Origin of the sequence: Methylocystis borbori, from assembly GCF_036576025.1 — a bacterium.
Lineage (GTDB): Bacteria > Pseudomonadota > Alphaproteobacteria > Rhizobiales > Beijerinckiaceae > Methylocystis > Methylocystis borbori.
Map to the genome: position 1 here is coordinate 1 of NZ_JAZHYN010000056.1, position 17,959 is coordinate 17,959.

Genomic DNA, 17,959 nt, shown 5'->3' on the forward strand with positions numbered 1-17,959 from the left:
CGCGGCGCGCCGGGCGCCGTGGGCTGGGCCGCCGGATCGAAAGCGTCGCCGCGTCTACCGGGCGCCGGGTTGGACAGGGGCGCGGGCGAAGCGGGCGGAGGAGCGGCGGTCGGGGACGATGGCTGCGAAAGCGGCATGGGCTGGGAAACAGGATCGCCCGCCCGTGGGGGCTCGGGCCGCGCCAGACGCAGCTGCTCCTCGAGAAGCTGCACCTTATGCTGCAATTCCTCGTTCTGGCCGGTCAGTCGGCGAATGTCGCGCTCGAGCCTGTCGATGCGCATGACCAATTCGGACGGATCGGGCGAATCCGGCGCGTCATTGATCCCCCCCGGCGGGCGCTCATAGCCCTGGACGGGAATGACGTCGCCGTTTTGCCGGCCGCCGCCAAAGATTTCGAAGCCTTGCGCGCCGCTCGCGCCAAGGAGGAGAGCAAGAAGGAGTGCGAAACGAGAGAGCATGGCCGCAAGAGGTGTGAAGAGCGCGGAGGCCGTCGCTTTTGCCGCGCTTGCCTGACGACGCCATAGCATAGGCGTTCTTTCGGCCAAATTTGGGCGGCGCAGGCGCGGCGCGGCGGCGACCGCAAAAATTTGGTGGGGGAGCCCGAACCCGCCGCGCGCCGGCCTCGCCGCGTTAGCGAGGAGAATGCTAGGATCGGGGCGTTTGGCGGGCGACGCCGCGATCATCGCTTTCATGAGGGCGTTTTGTCGCAGAGATTTATCTACTTATTTTGGGCGGTCTTTTTTTTGTCCTCTCCCGCCGCCGCTTTTCCGCCCGCGCCCGAAACGGGCGATTGTTCGCTGGAAGGCGCCGCGCCCGCCACTGTCGCCGCGGTGGACGAGGATTTCGAACTGCTGCTCGACGACGGTCGGCGCGCGACGCTCTCTGGCCTCGAATTCCCGTCGAAAGCCGGGGAGGGGTCGGCCTTTCGGGAGGCGGCGCATCGACGCCTTTCCGAGTGGCTCGCGGGCCGCGACATATTCGTCGGCGCCTTCGCCGCCGCGCCGGACCGCTGGGGACGGGTATCCGCGCGCGCTTTCGCGGCCTCGGGCGAGGGGAAGGACGCGCCGCTCGTTTCGGTCGCGGCGGCGCTGCTTTCGGCGGGCGAAGCCCGCTTTCGCCCCGAGCCCGCGGCCGCGCCCTGCGCCAAGGATTATCTCGCCGCCGAGGCGGCGGCGCGCGAGGCCGGGCGCGGGCTTTGGAGCCAGCCCATGTTTCGCGAGATCGATCCCGGCGCGCCCGGCGCCCGCGAGGATTTGCTCCGGCGCAAGGGCATGGTGATCGTCGCCGGCGCCATACGGTCGGTCGGCGAGACAAGCCGCGCCGTCTACCTCAATTTCGGACAAAAAAGGCGGGATGATTTCTCCGTCGTGATTTCGCGGCGCAATTTGACTATGTTCGCTGGAATCGAGCTTCGCTCGCTTATTGGGCGGCGGGCGCGCGTGCGAGGGCTTGTTGAGACGGGATTTGGACCGCGCATCGAAATCGCTACGCCTGCCGAGATTGAATTTTTCGAGGGCGGCGCTTCGCCTTAGCGAGACGGCGCGGCTTTTGTTCGCGGCTTGCGCCGCGATCGCGCTCGCCGGTTGCGCCGAACTCGAACGCCAGGGGCAGCTCTTCACGACGCCTCCGCCGTCGACGCGGCCGGCCGCCTCCACGCCCCGGGCGGAAAACCGCAGCACGGTCCAACATAAGGAGCTCGTCGAGCAGTTCGGCGGCGAATATGACGCGCCGGCGGCGGAGCGCTATCTCAACGCCATTCTCGCCAAACTCGCGGAAGCGAGCGGGACCCCGGGACAGGCGGCCTATCGGGTGACGATTCTCAACACCCCCGTCGTGAACGCTTTCGCCCTTCCTTCCGGCAATCTTTACGCCACCCGCGGCCTCCTCGCGCTCGCGGGCGACGCCTCGGAAGCCGCGGCGGTGATGGCGCATGAGATCGCCCATGTGACGCTCCGGCACAGCGCCCTGCGCGCCGAGCGCGAGCGCGAGGCGGCGGTCATCTCGCAGGCGGCGACGGTCATCCAGAACCGACAGAAGGGCGAAGAGGTGCGCTCCAGCCAGCGCCTGTCGGTGGCGAGCTTCTCCCGTCAGCAGGAGCTCGACGCCGACGCCGCCGGCGTAAAGGTCATCGCGCGCGCGGGCTTCGATCCCTATGGCGCCTCGCGCTTTTTGACCGCGTTGGGGAGATCAAGCGATTTGCGCGCCGCGCTCTATGGAAAGAAGAAGTCGCTCGATTTCGACATTATGTCGACTCATCCCTCGACGCCCGAACGCGTCGCCAAAGCGATCGCCGCCGCGCGTGAAATCGGCGCGCCGGGCATAGGGGTCCGGGATCGCGCCGGCTATCTCGAAGCGATCAACGGCGTCGCCTTCGGCGACGATCCGATGGAGGGCTATGTCCGCGGCCGCAAATTCATTCATCCGCGCCTGCGCTTCACCTTCACCGCCCCGGAGGATTTTCTGCTCGAAAATTCGAGCGAGGCGGTGTTTGGCGTGCGCGAGGCCGACAATGAGGCCCTGCGGCTCGACAGCGTGCGCAACCCTTCCTACGACAGTCTTGAAGCCTATGTCGCGTCGGGCTGGGTCGACGGTCTGCTCGCGTCCTCGGTGCGCAGGATGGAGATTAACGGATTGCCGGCCGTCACCGCCGTGGCCCGCGCCGGCGAATGGAATTTCCGCCTCGCGGTGATCCAGGCCGGCGACCTCGTGTATCGGATGATCTTCGCCGCCCGGCAGCTGACCGACGACGCCGAGCGCCGCTTCATGGAGTCGATCAAATCCTTCCGGCGCCTGTCCTCCGACGAAGCCTATGAAGCCCATGCTCTCAAGCTCGCCATCGTGGCGGCGGGGCCGGGCGATACCATCGACACCATAGCGGCGCGCATGATCGTTCCCAACCGCCCGACCGAATATTTCTTGTTGCTCAATGGGCTGTCGGCCGGCGATGCGCTCACGCCGGGCGAACATTACAAAATCGTAACAGAATGAATCTTCTCATTTTTATTGGAGGCGGGAACAACTCCCGCGCCTGATGGTTATCCAGAGAAAGCAATTCTAGAAGCGCGGATTTTCTCCTTTCGCATTTTTTCGCAAGCGGAGCCGCGTCACGGAGAGCGTCATGGCCTATATGCCTGGACTCGGGCGCGAACTAATGAAAGCCGCAGCCTCGGCCCCGTTTCTGGAGCGGGAAGAGGAAAAGGAGCTTGCCATCGCCTGGCGGCAGGACGGCGATCGAGGAGCGCTTCACAAGCTGACGGCGGCGCATATGCGCCTTGTCATCGCTTTAGCCGCCAAATTTCGTCACTACGGCCTGCCTCTCGCCGACCTGGTGCAAGAGGGCCATGTCGGTCTTCTGGAAGCCGCCGCCCGTTTCGCGCCGGAGCGCGACGTGCGCTTTTCCACCTACGCCACCTGGTGGATCAGGGCGTCGATCCAGGATTACGTCTTGCGTAACTGGTCGATCGTGCGCGGGGGCACGAGCTCTTCGCAGAAGGCGCTCTTCTTCAACCTGCGGCGCCTGCGCGCCCGTTTGGCGCGCGAAGCCCATAATTCGGATTCGGTCGACGCCTATCAGACCATCGCCAACGCCATCGGCGTTTCGCGCGCAGACGTCGAAATGATGGATTCGCGCCTCTCAGGCTGCGACGTCTCGCTCAATGCGCAGCTCGTCGACGACGACTCGTCAGGCTCGGCGCAGCGGATGGATTTTCTCGTCGACGGACAGCCGCTTCCCGACCAAGTCGTCGAGGAGACGCTCGATTCTGGCAGGCGCGCGCGCTGGCTCAAGGATGCGCTCGCCATATTGTCCGAGCGCGAATTGCGCATCGTGCGCGAACGCCGCCTCGCCGAAAACCTCGTCACGCTGGAGACGCTCGGCGACAAGCTCGGAATCTCGAAGGAGCGCGTGCGCCAGATCGAGAGCCGCGCGCTCGTGAAGCTCCGTCGGGCGTTGTCGCGCATGCAGGAGAACGCGGGGCAGGACGAAGCCCCCGCCGTCTGAATTCAGTGGAGGGGACGCAATGCGTCTCCTCGGAAAATAAAAAAACCCCGAAAGCGGACTTCCGGGGTTTTACGCATGGGAGCTAGGCGGCTCGGTCGACGTCCGCCTCGTCGGCGGCGTCTTCGCCGCCATCGGCGTCGGACTTCTGGCCGCGTCGCGGTCCTTTCAATAGAAAGGATTCGATCAGCTTCAGCGCCTCCGAATCGATGAGCTTGCGCACCGCCGCGATCTCGCGCGCCATCCGGTCGAGCGCGGCCTCATAGAGCTGACGCTCCGAATAGGACTGCTCCGGCTGCGTGTCGGAACGATAGAGGTCGCGCACCACCTCTGCGATGGTGATGAGATCGCCGGAGTTGATCTTCGCCTCATATTCCTGCGCGCGGCGCGACCACATGGTGCGCTTGATGCGCGCGCGGCCGCTCAGCGTCGACAGGGCCCTGTCCACGACGCCCCCCTCGGCGAGCTTGCGCATGCCGACGGTGACGACTTTGCTCGTAGGCACCTTCAGGATCATCTTGTCCTTGATGAAGCTCACCACGAACAATTCGAGGCTGAAGCCCGCGACCTCCTGAATTTCGACGCCGATGATCTGTCCCACGCCATGCGCCGGATAGACGATGAATTCATGGAGTTTGAAGCCAAGCTTCTGCGACGCCGTCGGTTTCGCTTTGGCGACCGGCGCGCTCGGGCCCGCAGGCTTCGCCGCGGGGACGGAGGGCGCCGTCGGTCTTGCGGCCTCGACGGGCTTTTCCTTCACGACCGTGATCGGCGCCGCCGGAGCGGCGACGGGCTTGGCCGCAACCGCAGGCTTGGGCGCGACGGCGGGCGCAGCGACCGGCGCCTTTACGGCGGGAGCGGGCTTGGCCGCTTCCGGCTTCGTCGCGACGGTTGCTTTCTTCTCGTTCACGAGCGGCTTCTTGGCCTCTGTCGCCGTCTTGGGGGCGACAGTTTTCGCCTTCTCCGTGATCTTGCCCGCGGTGGTCTTCGCCGCCTTGGCCGCGGCCGCGACCTTCGCCGGCCGCTTGGCCGTCGTCTGGGCGGCGCGCGATTTCGCGCTTGCGGCTTTCCCCGCAGCCGCCTTGCCGGCGGATTTGACGCTGCGCGCCGCGGCGGCCGCCGTCGTGCGACGGCTCGCCGCCGTGACGGATTTGGCCGATGCGCGCGCGGCGCTCTTCGTTGCGGTTTTGGATTTGGAGTTCGTCGCTTGGGGCTTTTGATTTTTCACGGCCGGTTTCGCTGCGCTCTTTGTTGTTGGCTTCAAGGGGTTTTTCTGTCGCGAGGCGGAGGCCGCGCGGCTCCGCGCCGATCGGACGGCCGAGGCTTTGGCGCTTAAAGACTTGCCTGCGGCGCCCTTCCGGGAGACGCGGGTCTTGGAGGCCCCGGACTTAAGGCTCCCCGATTTGGCCGCTCCCGTTTTGGAGGCTCCCGTCCGCGCACGCTTCGCGAGGGATTTCGCGGCGGCGGATTTGGAGGATTTGGAGGCGCTCGCCGGGCCCTTGGCGCGGACCCCTGCGGTGGAGGCAGAGGCTTTTCTCAGTTTTCCTGCTTTTTTGTTGGAGGGCATACGCGGGTTACTCCTGTGCTGCCCCGCTGTGGAGACGGGGCTCTCCGCCGCCTGACGAATCGCTTTCGCCGCGGCGTGAGGCCGCGCGTCCGCGAAAGCGGCTGTTGGAAACCTTGCTAGCGCCGTATGCCGGACCCGTCGGGCCTCCAGGCCGACAGCCTCGAAAAATATAGTCTTTTCGATTTCGTCGCGAGGCGGTAACTGTGGCGCCGGATCGCCCTTCGACAAGGCGGATTATTGGCGTATTATATAACACACGCCGATGCGAAAATCAAAGGCACAAGGCGGCGTTCGGCGCCGTACCGTTGGGCGCCGGGCGTTCTAAAACACGGTGTTTACGAGTATTTTTATCTAATTAAGGATGTGGAAACTTCTTTATCTCCTCAAATCACGTCACGAAGGCGTTTAATCGCCCTGGCCGGCCGCTTCGGAGAAAAACTGTTCGAATTTGCCGGGCTTGCCGTCCCATTCCTTGGCGTCGGGAGGCGGATCGCGCTTGATCGTCACATTGGGCCAAATCTGCGCCATATCGGCGTTGAGCTTCAACCACTGATCGAGATTCTCTTCCGTGTCCGGCTTGATCGCAGCGGCTGGGCACTCGGGTTCGCAGACGCCGCAATCGATGCATTCGTCCGGATGGATCACCAGCATGTTCTCGCCTTCATAGAAACAGTCGACGGGACACACTTCTACGCAATCCATATATTTGCACTTGATACAGTTTTCCGTGACGACATAGGGCATGGGGGCGATCTCTCCGCGACCTCGCCGCTAGCTAGCTGTTTTGCAGGCGTCACGCAAGGTAAGGAAAAGCGGACGGGCGCAACAGACATATGATTGCGGCGTAAACCGACAAGGTCTCAACATGGTTGAAGCGCTAAATTCAAAAAGCGCGCCGCTCACTGGCCCCCAGACGATCACGGCGCGCGCTCTGCTGCTCGGCGAGCGCATAGACACGACGGGGCTTGAGCGCGCCGATCTCGTCTCGACGGCGCCTCTGGCGTTTCACGTCGGCCCGAACGGCTTCGTCGTGCTCTATCGATTCGGCGTTGCGGTGCTTTTCGGCCTGTCGCCGCTCGAAGAAGATGAAGTCCTCAAGAAGATCGGCGCCCGCGTCGCCGGCGCCTCGCGCGCCGAGGACGAGACCCTCGTCATCCAGACGGCGCATGACGGCGACGAAAGGGCGCTTCCGGACGGACGCCTCGTGGCCAAGGACATCTCCGGAGAACGGCTTCTGGTGATCGCCGACGCGTTGGCGAAGAGCGTCGCGCTGGCGCGCGACGAAACCCGCGTCAACGCCGTCTTCGACACCATCGAGCCTTTCGCCGCCGAGCTTGCGGCCAAGGGCCGGCCGCCCTGGAAGCGCAAGGCCATGCTGGAGCTGATCGGCCAGACGCTGCTCGTGCGCCATCGCGTCTCCGGCCGCGTCGCCGTCGAGGACAAGCCCGACGTGCTCTGGGATCGGCCCGATCTCGAACGTCTCTATGCGCGTCTCGAAGACGAATATGACCTCGAATCGCGCGCGCGCACGCTCAGCGCCAAGATCGACGTGATCAGCGAGACGGCGCGTGCGCTGACCGACCTCATCGACGCCGCGCGCTCCGTGCGGCTGGAATGGACGATCATCGTTCTGATCGGCATGGAGATCATGCTGACGCTGTTTCAGATGTGGGGCGCGCGGGGTCATTGAGCGCCGCGTCGATCTCCGCTTCGGCGTTTTCTCCCGAGAGCCAGCGAAACTGCGGCAATTGATGCCGGGCGAAGGTGAATTGCCGCTTGGCGTAACGCCTCGTGTCGAGCTGACCTCTCAGGATCGCGTCCTCAAGCGTCATTCGGCCGTCGAGATAGGCGATGAGATGCGGAACCCCATGCGCGCGCATGGCGGGAAGCGCCGGATCGAGGCCGCGCGCTTTGAGCGCCGCGACTTCTTCGAGCGCGCCCGCCTGCGTCATGCGCTCGAAACGCGCGTCGATGCGCGCATAAAGCATCTTTCGCTCAGGCGCGAGAAAGAAGGCGGCGCAGCGGGAGGCGTCCAGCAGGGGAGCATTGCGCGGCCCCTGGAAGGACGCGAGCGGCCTGCCGGTCGCCTCCAGCACTTCGAGCGCCCGCAGCAGGCGCTGCGGATCGGTCTCGCGAAGCCTCGCGGCGGTGTCCGGATCGCGCTTTGAGAGTTCGGCGTGAAGCGCTTGCGCGCTCTTGCCCTGCGCATGCGCGCGCACGGCCTCGCGCACTTCTGGAGGAACAGGGGGGATATCGGAGAGGCCAAGGAGCGCGGCCTTGAAATACATGCCCGTGCCGCCGACGACGATCGGCGTGAGGCCGTTGGCGTCGAGTTCGCCGAGCGTTGCCGCGAAATCGTCGAGCCAGCGGCCGACGGAATAATTCACGCCCGCGTCGACATGGCCGAAAAGAAGATGCGGGACGGCGCGCTCCTCTTCCGGCGTCGGCCGCGCGGTGATGATGCGCAGATCGCGATAGACCTGCATGGAGTCGGCGTTGACGATCACGCCGCGAAGGCGCCGCGCGAGGCTGAGCGCCAGCGCGGACTTGCCGGAGGCCGTCGGACCTGCAATGAGGATGGCGCGCGCGGGCATGGCGCTATTGCCGCTCAAATGGGCGAGATGTCAAAGCCGATCCATTATGTCGCGACCTTCGTGGCCGGACAGGGCGGGGCGCTCGACGACCGCGCCCTCTCGAACGCGCTTCTCGACGCAGGCGTCGCTGAAGCCGGACGCGATTGGCTGGCGCCCGGCCTCGCCGCCGATGTTTTTCTTTCCGGCGAGCGGCGGGATCTGGACGATCTGCGCGAGCGGCTCCATACGGCTGCGGCGCGGGCTTTTCTCGACGTGATCGTCCAGCCGCCGGAGGGCCGGCGCAAGAAACTGCTCGTCGCCGATATGGATTCGACCATGATCGGGCAGGAATGCGTCGACGAACTCGCCGATCTCGTCGGGCTGCGCGCGCATGTCGCCGCCATCACCGAGCGCGCCATGCGCGGCGAGGTCGCTTTCGAAGACGCTTTGAAGGAGCGGATCGGCCTTCTCGCCGGCGTGCGGCTCGACGAGATCGAGACGCTCCTGACGCGCATTACCTTGACTCCCGGCGCCCGTATGCTCGTTCGAACGATGCGCGCGCAGGGGGCGCATACGGCGCTTGTCTCCGGCGGCTTCACGCAATTCACCGAGCCTGTCGCGGCGCTGATCGGCTTTCACGAGACCCGCGCCAACCGGCTCGAGATCGCGGACGGCAAATTGACGGGGTCGGTGCTGGCGCCGGTGCTGGGGCGGGCGGCCAAACGCGCGGCGCTCGAAGAGCTGCGGGAAGCCTATGGGCTATCGCGCGAGGAAACGCTCGCTGTCGGCGATGGCGCCAATGATCTCGACATGCTCGGCGAAGCGGGGCTCGGCGTCGCCTATCGCGCCAAGCCGAAAGTGGCGGCGGCGGCGCATGCGCGCGTCGACTTCGCCGATCTGACCGCGCTGCTTTACGCGCAGGGCTACCGGCGCGAGGAGTTTGTGGAACAGACCCTCTCCCCGCGCGCGGGGAGAGGGCAGGGTGAGGGGCATGGGGATTAGCCCTTAAGCCGGCGGTCATACCCCAAGCCCCTCACCCGCGCTTCGCGCGACCTCTCCCCGCGAGACGGGGAGAGGTTTTAATCCACCGGCAGCGCAACGAAATGCGCGTCGCCCTGGCCGTTGGCGACGATGAGGAGCGCGGTTTTCTTGCCCGCATCCTTGAGCGCCTTGATCTTCTTCACCGCGTCGGCGGGATCGTTCACCGCCTCCTGATTCACTTCGAGGAGAATCTCGCCCGCCTGCAGGCGCTTCTCGGCGGCTTCCGACCGCGGATCGACGCCGGTAATGACGACGCCGCTCTTCACCGTGTCCTTGATCTGGAAGCGCGCGCGCAATTCGTCCGAGAGGCGCGAGAGCTCCAGGCCCAGGGCGTTCTGCGGGGCTGGCCCGGCCGGTTCGGGCTTTTCCGCGCCAGTATCGCGCGTCGCGACCTTTTCGCCGTCTTCGAGCCGGCCGAGCTTGACCTTCTTCGTTTGCTCCTTGCCGCCGCGCAGAATGACGAGCTCGACGTCCTTGCCGACCGGCGTCGCCGCCACGAGCTTGGGAAGATCGCGCGATTCCTTGATCGGCTTTCCGTCGAATTTTACGATCACGTCGCCCGCCTTCAGCCCGGCGGCTTTCGACGGACCCTTGTCGTCGACGCCGGCGACGAGCGCGCCGCGCGCCGCGCCGAGATTGAGGGTCTCGGCGATGGCGTCGTCGACGTTCTGGATGCGCACGCCGAGCCAGCCGCGCCGCGTTTCGCCGAACTGCTGCAACTGCTCGACGATGGGCTGCACCGTATTCGCCGGCGTTGCGAAACCGATGCCGACCGAGCCGCCGGACGGCGACAGGATCGCGGTGTTGATGCCGATCACCTCGCCGTCCATGTTGAACAGCGGGCCGCCGGAATTGCCCTTGTTGATCGACGCGTCGGTCTGAATGTAATTGTCGTAGGGACCGCTATCGATGTTGCGGTTGCGCGCGGAGACGATGCCTGCGGTGACGGAGCCGCCAAGGCCGAAGGGATTGCCGACGGCGAGCACCCAATCGCCGACCTTCGCCTTGTCGCTGTCGCCGAATTTGACCGCTTTGAGCGGCTTTTCCGGCTTCACCTTCAGGACGGCGACGTCGACCTTCTGGTCCTTGCCGAGAATTTCCGCCTTCAGCTTCTGTCCGTCGTTGAAGATCACCGTCACCTCATTGGCGTCGGCGATGACGTGATTATTGGTGATGATGATTCCCGCAGGATCGACGACGAAGCCGGAGCCGAGCGAACTCGATCTGCGCTGGCGCGGCGCCTCGGGCATGCCCTGGCCGCGGCGCCTGAAGAACTCCTCGAAGAGATCGTCGAAAGGCGCGCCGGGCCCAACGCCGGGCGGGAGGTTTGGACCGTCGCTCCTGCCGCCGCGTTTGGCGTCGACGGTCTGCGTCGCCGAAATATTGACGACGGCGTCGGAGACCTGGGCCGAAAGATCGGAAAGCGAGTCGGGGCCTTTCGCCTGCGCCGGCGCGGCGAGGAGATATAAGAGGGGCGCGGTCGCAAGGGCCGCTCTTGCGGCGCGACGAAGCACGGACATCATAGGCGCTGTCTCCTGGGACATGACGATCGGCGCGCGTTAGCGGGCGCGCTTGCGTTTCATTTTTTTTGGGGCTGGTCCGGAGACGGGAGTTCCGCGCTCAGCGCGGGGCTCGGCTCCGGCGCCGAGAAAAAACGGAAGAATTCCGAACGCGGGCTGATAAGGAAGCGGGTCTCTCCCGGCTTGAACGCGTTCTCATAAGCCTGCATCGACCGATAGAAGGCGAAGAAGTCGGGATCCTTGCCGAAGGCTTCCGCGAAGATGCGGTTGCGCTCCGCGTCGCCTTCGCCCTTCATCTGGTCCGCTTGGCGCTGCGCCTCGGCTTTCAGCACGATCACGTCGCGATCCGCCTTCGCCGTGATCTTCTGCGCCTGTTCGGAGCCCTGCGCGCGATATTCCGCCGCTTCCCGCTGCCGCTCGGTCTGCATGCGGCCAAAGACCTTTTCGGAAATCTGCTGCGGAAGATCGACCCGGCGGATGCGCGCGTCGATGACTTCGACGCCGAATTTGCGCGCTTCCTTGTCGGCCTGCTTTTTGATTTCAGTCATCAGCCGCGCGCGTTCTTCCTTCACGATCTGCTGCTGATTGGCTTCGCTGAGCACGCGCCTGACGGCCGAGTTCAGGACCGAGCCGAGCTGATTATTGGCGCCGAGGACGCTGTTGACTGTCTGATAGAAGCGCAGCGCGTCGATGATGCGATAGCGGATGAAACTGTCGACCTCGAGGCGCTGATTGTCGGAGGCGAGCACTTCGAGATTGGGGCTTTCCACGTCGAGAATGCGGTTGTCGAAGGTGACGACATTTTCGATCAGCGGAATTTTGAAGTGCAGCCCGGGCTGGGTGATGAGGCCGCGCCCGGCGACTGGTTCGCCAAAGCGCAGCACCAGCGCCTGCTCGGTCTGCGACACGGTGAACAAGGCGCCGCCGAGGCCGACGACGACGATGAGCAACGCGACGGCGAGCGCGAAGAGAAGCCCTGATCTCACTTGTGGCCTCCCTGGAAGGGCGCGAAGGCGGGCAGCGGCACGAAGGGCGCGACGCTCGCGCCGCCTTTGGACGGATCGTCGAGAATGACCTTGTCCGCGCCGCCCAGGACCCGCTCCATCGTCTCGATATAGAGGCGCTGCCGGGTGATGGCCGGCGCGTTCTTATATTGCGCGTAGATCTGCTCGAAGCGCGACGCCTGGCCTCTCGCCTCGGCGACGATCTGCTCGCGGTAGGCTTCCGCCTCCTGCAGGATGCGCGCCGCCCCGCCGCGCGCCTCGGGCACCACGCGATTGGCGTATGCTTCCGCCTCATTGCCGAGCCGCTGCAAATCCTGCTGCGCGGCGGTCACGTCGCGGAAGGCGGCGATCACCTGCTGCGGCGGGTCGACCGAAAGAAGCAGCACCTGCAACACCAGAACGCCGGCGTGATATTCGTCGAGCGCCTTCTGCATCAAGGCCTGGCTGGCGGGCTCGATCAGTTTGCGGTCGGCGGTCAGAATCTTCTGGATTTGCGTCTGGCCGACGATCTCGCGCATGGCGCTTTCCGCCACGGCCTTCACCGTCCCTGCCTGATTGGCGACGTTGAAGGCGTAGTCCTCGGGCTTGGCCGGGTCGATCTGCCAGATGACGCGGAATTTCACGTCGGCGATATTTTCGTCGCCCGTCAGCATCAGGCTTTCTTCGGGCGCTTCGGGACCGCGCGCGCCCGGCGCCGGTCCGCGCCGGCGGCCTTCGAGGCCTTCTTCGCGGAATCCCACGTCGGTGATGTTGCGGTCGGTGACCGCGAGCTTGATGACCGAGCCGATCGGCGCCGGCAGATTATAATTGAGGCCGGCCTGGGTCTTCCCGACGTATTTGCCGAAGATCAGATTGAGGCCGATCTCATTGGGCCCGACCGTGTAAAGGCCCGAGAGCAGCCAGGCGAGCACGGCGACGAGCGCGAGGATCGCAAGCCCCGCCCCGCCGAAGCCGCTTGGCAAAAACTTCTTTAGGCTCTCCTGGCTGCGGCGCAGCAGCTCCTCAAGGTCCGGCGGCTGGGCGCCGGGACCCTGTCCCCATGGGCCTCCCGGCTGGCCCCACGGACTATTGTTCTGATTGCGTGGGCCGCCTTGATTGCTCCAGGGCATCTCGCTCGCACCGTATCCTGGCCTGGCGGCCGCTCATCTGTATGCCATCAATGTTATAGGCATTCGCTCCCGCCGCCGCAATGACGCGCGGGGCGAATGCGCGAGGGAGACTGCGCAATGATCCCGGACTACGCCAACGCCGCCGCCAATGAGCGCACTTTTCTCGCTTGGGTGCGCACCGGCGTCGCCATTATCGCGCTCGGCATCGTCGTCGAGCGGTTCAATCTTTTCCTGCTCACGATCATCGACGTCGTGGCCGACCCCCAAATGAGCGCGCGCCTTCTTCGCTTCACGAGCGGCGCAGGCCGTTACGGGGGCGCGGAGCTTGTCGGCGTCGGGGTGGCGCTCATCCTCGTCGCGACGGTCCGGTTTATCCATACGGCCCGTTTGTTGTCGGAAGACGTCCCGCATCCGATGAGCGCGACGCGGGGCAGCCTCATTCTGCTCGGCATATTGGTGGTCGGCGTCGCCGCCTTCAGCGCCTATCTCACGGTCAGTTGAGAGAGGCTAAAACGCATGGCGCCGGCTAGGGCGCCGCTCGACGCATCCAAAAAATCGACTGCGCGCTGCCGGCGCGACGAGATGACGCTGCATTTGGGCGGAATCGCCCAAATGCAGATAAGCCGTTAACTAGCTCTTCTTTGGATGCGGCGTGCCGATATAGGGGAATTCGGCAAGTAAATCCGTATGCGGCTTCAATCCGGAAGGCGGGATGTCGCCTTTCGAGAGAAAGGCCAGCCGATAGTCAATGACATCGTCCGTAAAAACGCGGCCGTTGGGATATTTCGCCGGCTGCGACGGATTAAAGCTCAGCATGTCGGGCAAAATGGCGTGCGCGTCGATCGCGGCGATGGCTTCGTCGCGGGTGTAATCGCCCGTATGTCCCATCAGATGGATGAACATTTCGAGCCAGCGCGCGCGATCATTGACCGGCTCGCTGGCGTTATATTCTTCTTTGGTCTCGTCGGTGTTGAAGAAGCTGCTCACCGATGGATGGCCGGCTCGGTCGACGTGAACGAGCGCGCCGTCGCGGCGCAGGCTGCATCGTCCCCAAATGCGCATGACGGGATCGGACGCGATCTCGCTCGTCGGCACTTCGATCACCGTGGAGAGCACATTGGCTTCCGTGTTCGCATCCTTGCCGGTCCAGGGAGACTTGCCGCCGAGATGCGGCGCCGTGAAATTTCTGCCCCCGGAAGTGTCATAGAGCGCGAAAATGCCGTCGAAATCGAAGAAGAAAGCGTCGCTGCGGCTCCCAGAGAAGAAAGTATAGGGACCCGATTTGACGATATTGGGGACAGGGCCGAGGGAGACCTCGGCGTCGGCGATGATCTTCGTTCCGACGACTTCGGGCGAGCGGGCCTCCGCGCCTTTCGCCACATAGACGCTTGCGGTCTGCTTCCCATTTTGAGGCTGAGAGAACACATAGCTGAACGCCACGTCCGTCAGGCAATCTCCGTCATTGTCGATGTTGAGACGATAGATCGCATCGGGATGAAATTCATCGGCTGACGGATTCGCGTTGAGGATGATCACGGTCCGCGTCGGGTCGTTCGGCGACTGGAACGCATAGAGATCGCAGAGGTCGAGTCGTTGATCGCCGAGCGGCGGGCCGAGGCTCAGTCCGGTAAAATGATTGGACATGTCTTTTCCCTTGAGATGCTAAGACAGGCGTTATGTAAGGCCCAACCATTGCCTAGCCAAGTTACATGCGCGTAACGCCTAGAGCCAGTCGTGAGTCGCCAAGTCCCCGGCTTTGCTGGGGGATACATACGGACTAAGCTAATATTAGAATATTGCAGAAGCGGCTGACGCCGGCGCGTCGCCGGAAAATATTACCCAGAAAGGCGATGGATTTGACAAACCCATACGCGGCGCATCTGCCCTATACATTCTGGCGGACAGGTATGGCGGAAGCGCATACCGAGCATTTCGATCCCGTTACCCATCTCCCTTTTTATATTTCTAAGAACGAAGCCGTCGCGACCGCGGGAAGTTGTTTCGCGCAACATATTTCTCGCGCCTTGTCATTCGAAAGGTTCAATTATCTCGTGACGGAAGAGCGCCCCCTTACTCCGGGCGCGACGGATGAGAACTTTGGGGTGTTTTCGGCGCGCTTTGGCAATATTTACACGATCCGCCAATTGCTGCAGCTTTTCGACCGCGCCTATGGGCTTTTTGAGCCGCGCGAACTGGTTTGGGCGAGAAACAACGGCGCCGCGCTGGACCCATTCAGACCTCGGATTCAACAGGGCGGATTTGCTTCGCCCGACCAGGTCGTCGCAGATCGAGAGGCTCATCTCGCCGCCGTACGAAGGATGTTCGAACGATGCGCCGTATTCATATTCACCCTTGGCCTCACAGAAGCCTGGGTGTCGCAAGCGGACGGCGCGGTCTTCCCGCTCGCTCCGGGCGTTGTTGGTGTGGAGGAGTCCCAGGCGCGAAGCGTCAATTTCGAGGCGATTTCGATGATTGGGGATTTGAAAGAATTCATCGATAAGCTTCTGGCGATAAACGCGCGCGTCAAAGTCATTCTCACGGTTTCGCCCGTGCCTCTCGTCGCGACCTTTGAAAATCGGCATGTCCTCGTGTCGACGACGTCGAGCAAGGCGTCCCTTCGCGTGGCGGCCGAAGAGGTTTGCAAATATCGGCCGGAACAAGTGGCCTATTTTCCATCATACGAAATCATCATGGCCGGCGGATATAGACCGCCTAATTTCGCGGACGATTTGAGGTCAGTTACCGAGGAGGGAGTGCGACGAGTGATGACCGTATTTCGCCGTCATTTCTTGACGGAGGCGGAGGCCGGCCGTACGCCTGAAAGCCCCATCGGCGCAATTGAGCTCGGCGCCGAGGATGTCAGTCGCATGAAAGCTGTGGCGAACGTCATATGCGATGAAGAAGCAATAGGCGGGAGCGGCGCATGAAGGTCGCCGTGATCGGCAATTGCCAAATTAGCGGCATAGTTGAAGCACTCCGCCATTCCGGCTACGTGGAAGCGGAGCCGTTTTCACTCGCAGAGTTGAGAACCGCTGGTCGCACGGAAACAGAAGCGGCGAGGCTTCCAAGCTTTGACTGGATTGTAATTCAGAATATTGAGGTCATTGGTCTATTACCCGAATACGCTCCCTATCGATTGAGCAGGTTGCAAGATATTTCTCCTAATGTGATTGTGATCCCAAGCTTGGCTTTTACAGGGTTTCATCCTGATTGCACAGCAATTATAAACGCCTCGTCGAAGGTTATTAGAACGCCGGCAGGAGATTATTCATCCGCCCTGATTGTTGCCGCCTTTATGCTCGGCTTGCCGGCGAGGCGGACGGAGCGTTTGTTTAACGCCTACGTTTATCAGCAGCTTCGATATTTTGATGAAGCCAATAAGGCTTTCTCTTCTCTTCAAGAATATAGCCGCAGATGCGGCATGGATCTAAGCAGCAGCGTGACCGCATGGCTTAATCAAGGCGTGTCATTCATGCATACCATCAATCATCCGGTCGCCTTCGCGCTAGAAGGGCTTGCAAAGCTTATCGCCGCGCGGATTGGCGTCCCCCCGAGTTTGATTCGCCTGGAACGTGACAATCTCGCGAGCAATACGATTTGGCCAGTGTATCCAGAGCTTGCTGAACGCCTGAAGGTGCAGGGGAGTCTGTTGTTCAAGCCTGCCGGCGCCGCTGGGACTATTTCGCTGGGGGAGATGATTGAGGGATGTTATGAAGCTTATGAGCGGGCGTCCGACTCGATCCAAATCTCTCCGCATATTGCGAGAACTAAAGCAATAATCGAGAAGAGTCTTGTTTCAGAATATGTTACGGCCTGAAATCGAACGCTTCCTTTTCCGCCTGGTTTTTGTCGCCAAGGACCAAACAAACCTGCGTGCTGAGTTTTCATCGGAGCCATTCTCGTCCGCTTCGCCAAACCAAAGCCCATATGCGATGCGGCGGGCCGCAATTGGACGACCGCGGCGCGGATTAACGCGTGAGAGAGGCCAATCTGGCAGGATGGCGGAGACGGTGGGATTCGAACCCACGATAGGGTTTCCCCTATAACGATTTAGCAAACCGTCGCCTTCAGCCTCTCGGCCACGTCTCCGTCGCTCCCGCAGCCGACGCCGGGGAGCGCCGACATATGCCAAAGCGCTCCCCTATTGGCAAGGGAAGGCGGCAAATCTCCTATTGATCCGGGCCACGGGGCTGGCAAGGGAACATCGCTGGTGCCGGTTGCAGGATTCGAACCCGCGACCTACTGATTACAAATCAGTTGCTCTACCAGCTGAGCTAAACCGGCATCGGGCGGCGAAGGCGCGCGCGGCGCGCGACGGACGCCTGTATGCGGGAAAGCTCATGTGAAGGTCAATCCCGCAATCTTTCAGCCAAGCCGCATCGACAACACGCTCAGCGCGGCGGCGCAGGCGTTCGAGACATTGAGGCTCTTGATCGGACCCGGCAGATCGAGGCGCGCGACGAGGTCGCAGCGCTCGCGCGTCAGCCGGCGCAGCCCCTTGCCCTCGGCGCCGAGCGCCAGGACGAGCGGCTTCGAGAGCGCGATCTCCGCCAGCGACTGGTCGCCTTCCGAATCGAGGCCGACGACGAGATAGCCGCGTTTCGAGAGATCTTCGAGCGCGCGGGCGAGATTGACCACCGCGACGATCGTCACATGCTCGAGCGCCCCCGACGCGGCCTTGGCGAGGGCGCCCGAGAATTCGGGACTATGCCGCTCGGTCAGGAGCACGGCGTCGACGCCGAAGGCGCAGGCCGTGCGCAGAATCGCGCCGACATTCTGCGGATCGGTGATCTGGTCCAGCGCCAGCACGACGCGGCTTTCGCTGACGATGTCGGAAATGTCCGCCTCGGGCAGAGGGCGCGCTTCGAGGAGCAGCCCCTGATGCACGGCCTCTTCCCCGAGGCGCCGCGCGAGATCGCGCGCGTCGACGAGGCGCGGCTCAAGGCCCGCCGCCTGCGCCAGATCCTTGATGCGGGGCAGGGCGGCTTCGGTGGCATAGAGCGTCAGCAGCTTGCGCTTGCCGCAAGCAAGCGCCTCGCGCACCGCATGCGCGCCATAGAGCGCGACGACCTCGGGCGAGGGCGGGCGGAACGGCCCGCGAGCTTCGGGCGGGCCGCGATGCGTCTGCGGGCGGCGGTCTTTGGGCGG

General features: G+C 63.5%; 17 protein-coding genes, 2 tRNA genes and 1 pseudogene. 9 read left to right on the forward strand and 11 right to left on the reverse strand.

What is annotated here, in order from left to right:
- A pseudogene (locus V3H18_RS14485) lies at positions 1 to 458 on the reverse strand (tol-pal system protein YbgF); the annotation flags it as partial.
- Positions 459 to 743: 285 nt separating this feature from the next.
- On the opposite strand from V3H18_RS14485, the gene V3H18_RS14490 reads away from it, so the two are divergent.
- The 3 genes from V3H18_RS14490 (at position 744) to V3H18_RS14500 (ending at position 4,000) form a co-directional block, all read left to right on the forward strand.
- Positions 744 to 1,532 (forward strand): thermonuclease family protein, encoded by a 789-nt coding sequence (locus V3H18_RS14490; protein ID WP_332082782.1) that lies wholly within the window; start codon positions 744 to 746, stop codon positions 1,530 to 1,532.
- A gap of 16 nt (positions 1,533 to 1,548) precedes the next feature.
- Positions 1,549 to 2,988, forward strand: a complete 1,440-nt coding sequence (locus V3H18_RS14495) for a M48 family metalloprotease (protein ID WP_332082783.1) — start codon at positions 1,549 to 1,551, stop codon at positions 2,986 to 2,988.
- A 130-nt stretch (positions 2,989 to 3,118) separates the two neighbouring features.
- Positions 3,119 to 4,000: an RNA polymerase factor sigma-32 gene (locus tag V3H18_RS14500; RefSeq protein ID WP_332082784.1), complete on the forward strand. Its 882-nt coding sequence runs from the start codon at positions 3,119 to 3,121 to the stop codon at positions 3,998 to 4,000.
- An 82-nt stretch (positions 4,001 to 4,082) separates the two neighbouring features.
- Here the strand turns inward: V3H18_RS14500 and V3H18_RS14505 are convergent, their stop codons facing one another.
- A complete protein-coding gene (locus V3H18_RS14505; RefSeq protein WP_332082785.1) occupies positions 4,083 to 4,907 on the reverse strand; it encodes a CarD family transcriptional regulator in 825 nt (274 codons plus the stop codon).
- A 10-nt stretch (positions 4,908 to 4,917) separates the two neighbouring features.
- On the opposite strand from V3H18_RS14505, the gene V3H18_RS14510 reads away from it, so the two are divergent.
- Positions 4,918 to 5,217: a hypothetical protein gene (locus V3H18_RS14510; protein WP_332082786.1), complete on the forward strand. Its 300-nt coding sequence runs from the start codon at positions 4,918 to 4,920 to the stop codon at positions 5,215 to 5,217.
- Between the two features lie 752 nt (positions 5,218 to 5,969).
- Here the strand turns inward: V3H18_RS14510 and fdxA are convergent.
- On the reverse strand, positions 5,970 to 6,308 hold the full coding sequence (fdxA, locus tag V3H18_RS14515) for a ferredoxin FdxA (protein WP_332082787.1): 339 nt from the start codon (positions 6,306 to 6,308) through the stop codon (positions 5,970 to 5,972).
- 121 nt (positions 6,309 to 6,429) lie between these two features.
- Here fdxA and V3H18_RS14520 point away from each other — a divergent pair, with 121 nt between their 5' ends.
- On the forward strand, positions 6,430 to 7,254 hold the full coding sequence (locus V3H18_RS14520; RefSeq protein WP_332082788.1) for an RMD1 family protein: 825 nt from the start codon (positions 6,430 to 6,432) through the stop codon (positions 7,252 to 7,254).
- Here the strand turns inward: V3H18_RS14520 and miaA are convergent.
- Positions 7,211 to 8,158, reverse strand: a complete 948-nt coding sequence (gene miaA / locus V3H18_RS14525; protein ID WP_332082789.1) for a tRNA (adenosine(37)-N6)-dimethylallyltransferase MiaA — start codon at positions 8,156 to 8,158, stop codon at positions 7,211 to 7,213. The two genes, V3H18_RS14520 and miaA, sit on opposite strands and share 44 nt — an antisense overlap.
- A gap of 27 nt (positions 8,159 to 8,185) precedes the next feature.
- Between miaA and serB the strand changes: the two genes are divergently transcribed.
- A complete protein-coding gene (gene serB / locus V3H18_RS14530; protein ID WP_332082798.1) occupies positions 8,186 to 9,139 on the forward strand; it encodes a phosphoserine phosphatase SerB in 954 nt (317 codons plus the stop codon).
- A 77-nt stretch (positions 9,140 to 9,216) separates the two neighbouring features.
- Here serB and V3H18_RS14535 read toward each other — a convergent pair whose 3' ends face one another.
- Genes V3H18_RS14535 through hflK form a run of 3 tightly spaced genes read right to left on the reverse strand, consistent with a single transcriptional unit; the run spans position 9,217 to position 12,811 of the window.
- Positions 9,217 to 10,701, reverse strand: coding sequence for a Do family serine endopeptidase (locus V3H18_RS14535; protein WP_332082790.1), 1,485 nt, complete (start codon positions 10,699 to 10,701; stop codon positions 9,217 to 9,219).
- A gap of 56 nt (positions 10,702 to 10,757) precedes the next feature.
- Positions 10,758 to 11,684: a protease modulator HflC gene (hflC, locus tag V3H18_RS14540; protein ID WP_332082791.1), complete on the reverse strand. Its 927-nt coding sequence runs from the start codon at positions 11,682 to 11,684 to the stop codon at positions 10,758 to 10,760.
- Positions 11,681 to 12,811, reverse strand: coding sequence for an FtsH protease activity modulator HflK (hflK, locus tag V3H18_RS14545; protein WP_332082792.1), 1,131 nt, complete (start codon positions 12,809 to 12,811; stop codon positions 11,681 to 11,683). The genes hflC and hflK overlap by 4 nt, the downstream gene beginning before the upstream one ends.
- A 117-nt stretch (positions 12,812 to 12,928) precedes the next feature.
- On the opposite strand from hflK, the gene V3H18_RS14550 reads away from it, so the two are divergent.
- A complete protein-coding gene (locus V3H18_RS14550) occupies positions 12,929 to 13,312 on the forward strand; it encodes a YidH family protein (RefSeq protein WP_332082793.1) in 384 nt (127 codons plus the stop codon).
- Positions 13,313 to 13,441: 129 nt separating this feature from the next.
- Here V3H18_RS14550 and V3H18_RS14555 read toward each other — a convergent pair whose 3' ends face one another.
- Positions 13,442 to 14,455, reverse strand: coding sequence for a DUF4331 family protein (locus V3H18_RS14555; RefSeq protein WP_332082794.1), 1,014 nt, complete (start codon positions 14,453 to 14,455; stop codon positions 13,442 to 13,444).
- A gap of 263 nt (positions 14,456 to 14,718) precedes the next feature.
- Here V3H18_RS14555 and V3H18_RS14560 point away from each other — a divergent pair, with 263 nt between their 5' ends.
- Positions 14,719 to 15,738, forward strand: a complete 1,020-nt coding sequence (locus tag V3H18_RS14560; protein WP_332082795.1) for a GSCFA domain-containing protein — start codon at positions 14,719 to 14,721, stop codon at positions 15,736 to 15,738.
- Entirely contained in the window at positions 15,735 to 16,628 is an 894-nt protein-coding gene (locus V3H18_RS14565) for a WcbI family polysaccharide biosynthesis putative acetyltransferase (protein WP_332082796.1), read from the forward strand. The genes V3H18_RS14560 and V3H18_RS14565 overlap by 4 nt, the downstream gene beginning before the upstream one ends.
- A 182-nt stretch (positions 16,629 to 16,810) precedes the next feature.
- Here V3H18_RS14565 and V3H18_RS14570 read toward each other — a convergent pair.
- From V3H18_RS14570 to V3H18_RS14580, 3 genes are all read right to left on the reverse strand, one after another.
- Positions 16,811 to 16,900 (reverse strand) — tRNA-Ser (locus V3H18_RS14570).
- Positions 16,901 to 17,019: 119 nt separating this feature from the next.
- Positions 17,020 to 17,095 (reverse strand) — tRNA-Thr (locus tag V3H18_RS14575).
- Positions 17,096 to 17,176: 81 nt separating this feature from the next.
- The coding region (locus V3H18_RS14580; RefSeq protein ID WP_332082797.1) for a TrmH family RNA methyltransferase at positions 17,177 to 17,959 on the reverse strand (783 nt) is incomplete at its 5' end.

Bases quoted from the DNA above. Each gene is read 5' to 3' on its own strand.
- V3H18_RS14500 (WP_332082784.1), top strand. From the start codon at position 3,119: ATGGCCTATATGCCTGGACTCGGGCGCGAACTAATGAAAGCCGCAGCC.
- fdxA (WP_332082787.1), bottom strand. From the start codon at position 6,308: ATGCCCTATGTCGTCACGGAAAACTGTATCAAGTGCAAATATATGGAT.
- V3H18_RS14520 (WP_332082788.1), top strand. From the start codon at position 6,430: ATGGTTGAAGCGCTAAATTCAAAAAGCGCGCCGCTCACTGGCCCCCAG.
- miaA (WP_332082789.1), bottom strand. From the start codon at position 8,158: ATGCCCGCGCGCGCCATCCTCATTGCAGGTCCGACGGCCTCCGGCAAG.
- serB (WP_332082798.1), top strand. From the start codon at position 8,186: ATGTCAAAGCCGATCCATTATGTCGCGACCTTCGTGGCCGGACAGGGC.
- V3H18_RS14535 (WP_332082790.1), bottom strand. From the start codon at position 10,701: ATGATGTCCGTGCTTCGTCGCGCCGCAAGAGCGGCCCTTGCGACCGCG.
- hflK (WP_332082792.1), bottom strand. From the start codon at position 12,811: ATGCCCTGGAGCAATCAAGGCGGCCCACGCAATCAGAACAATAGTCCG.
- V3H18_RS14550 (WP_332082793.1), top strand. From the start codon at position 12,929: ATGATCCCGGACTACGCCAACGCCGCCGCCAATGAGCGCACTTTTCTC.
- V3H18_RS14555 (WP_332082794.1), bottom strand. From the start codon at position 14,455: ATGTCCAATCATTTTACCGGACTGAGCCTCGGCCCGCCGCTCGGCGAT.
- V3H18_RS14560 (WP_332082795.1), top strand. From the start codon at position 14,719: ATGGCGGAAGCGCATACCGAGCATTTCGATCCCGTTACCCATCTCCCT.
- V3H18_RS14565 (WP_332082796.1), top strand. From the start codon at position 15,735: ATGAAGGTCGCCGTGATCGGCAATTGCCAAATTAGCGGCATAGTTGAA.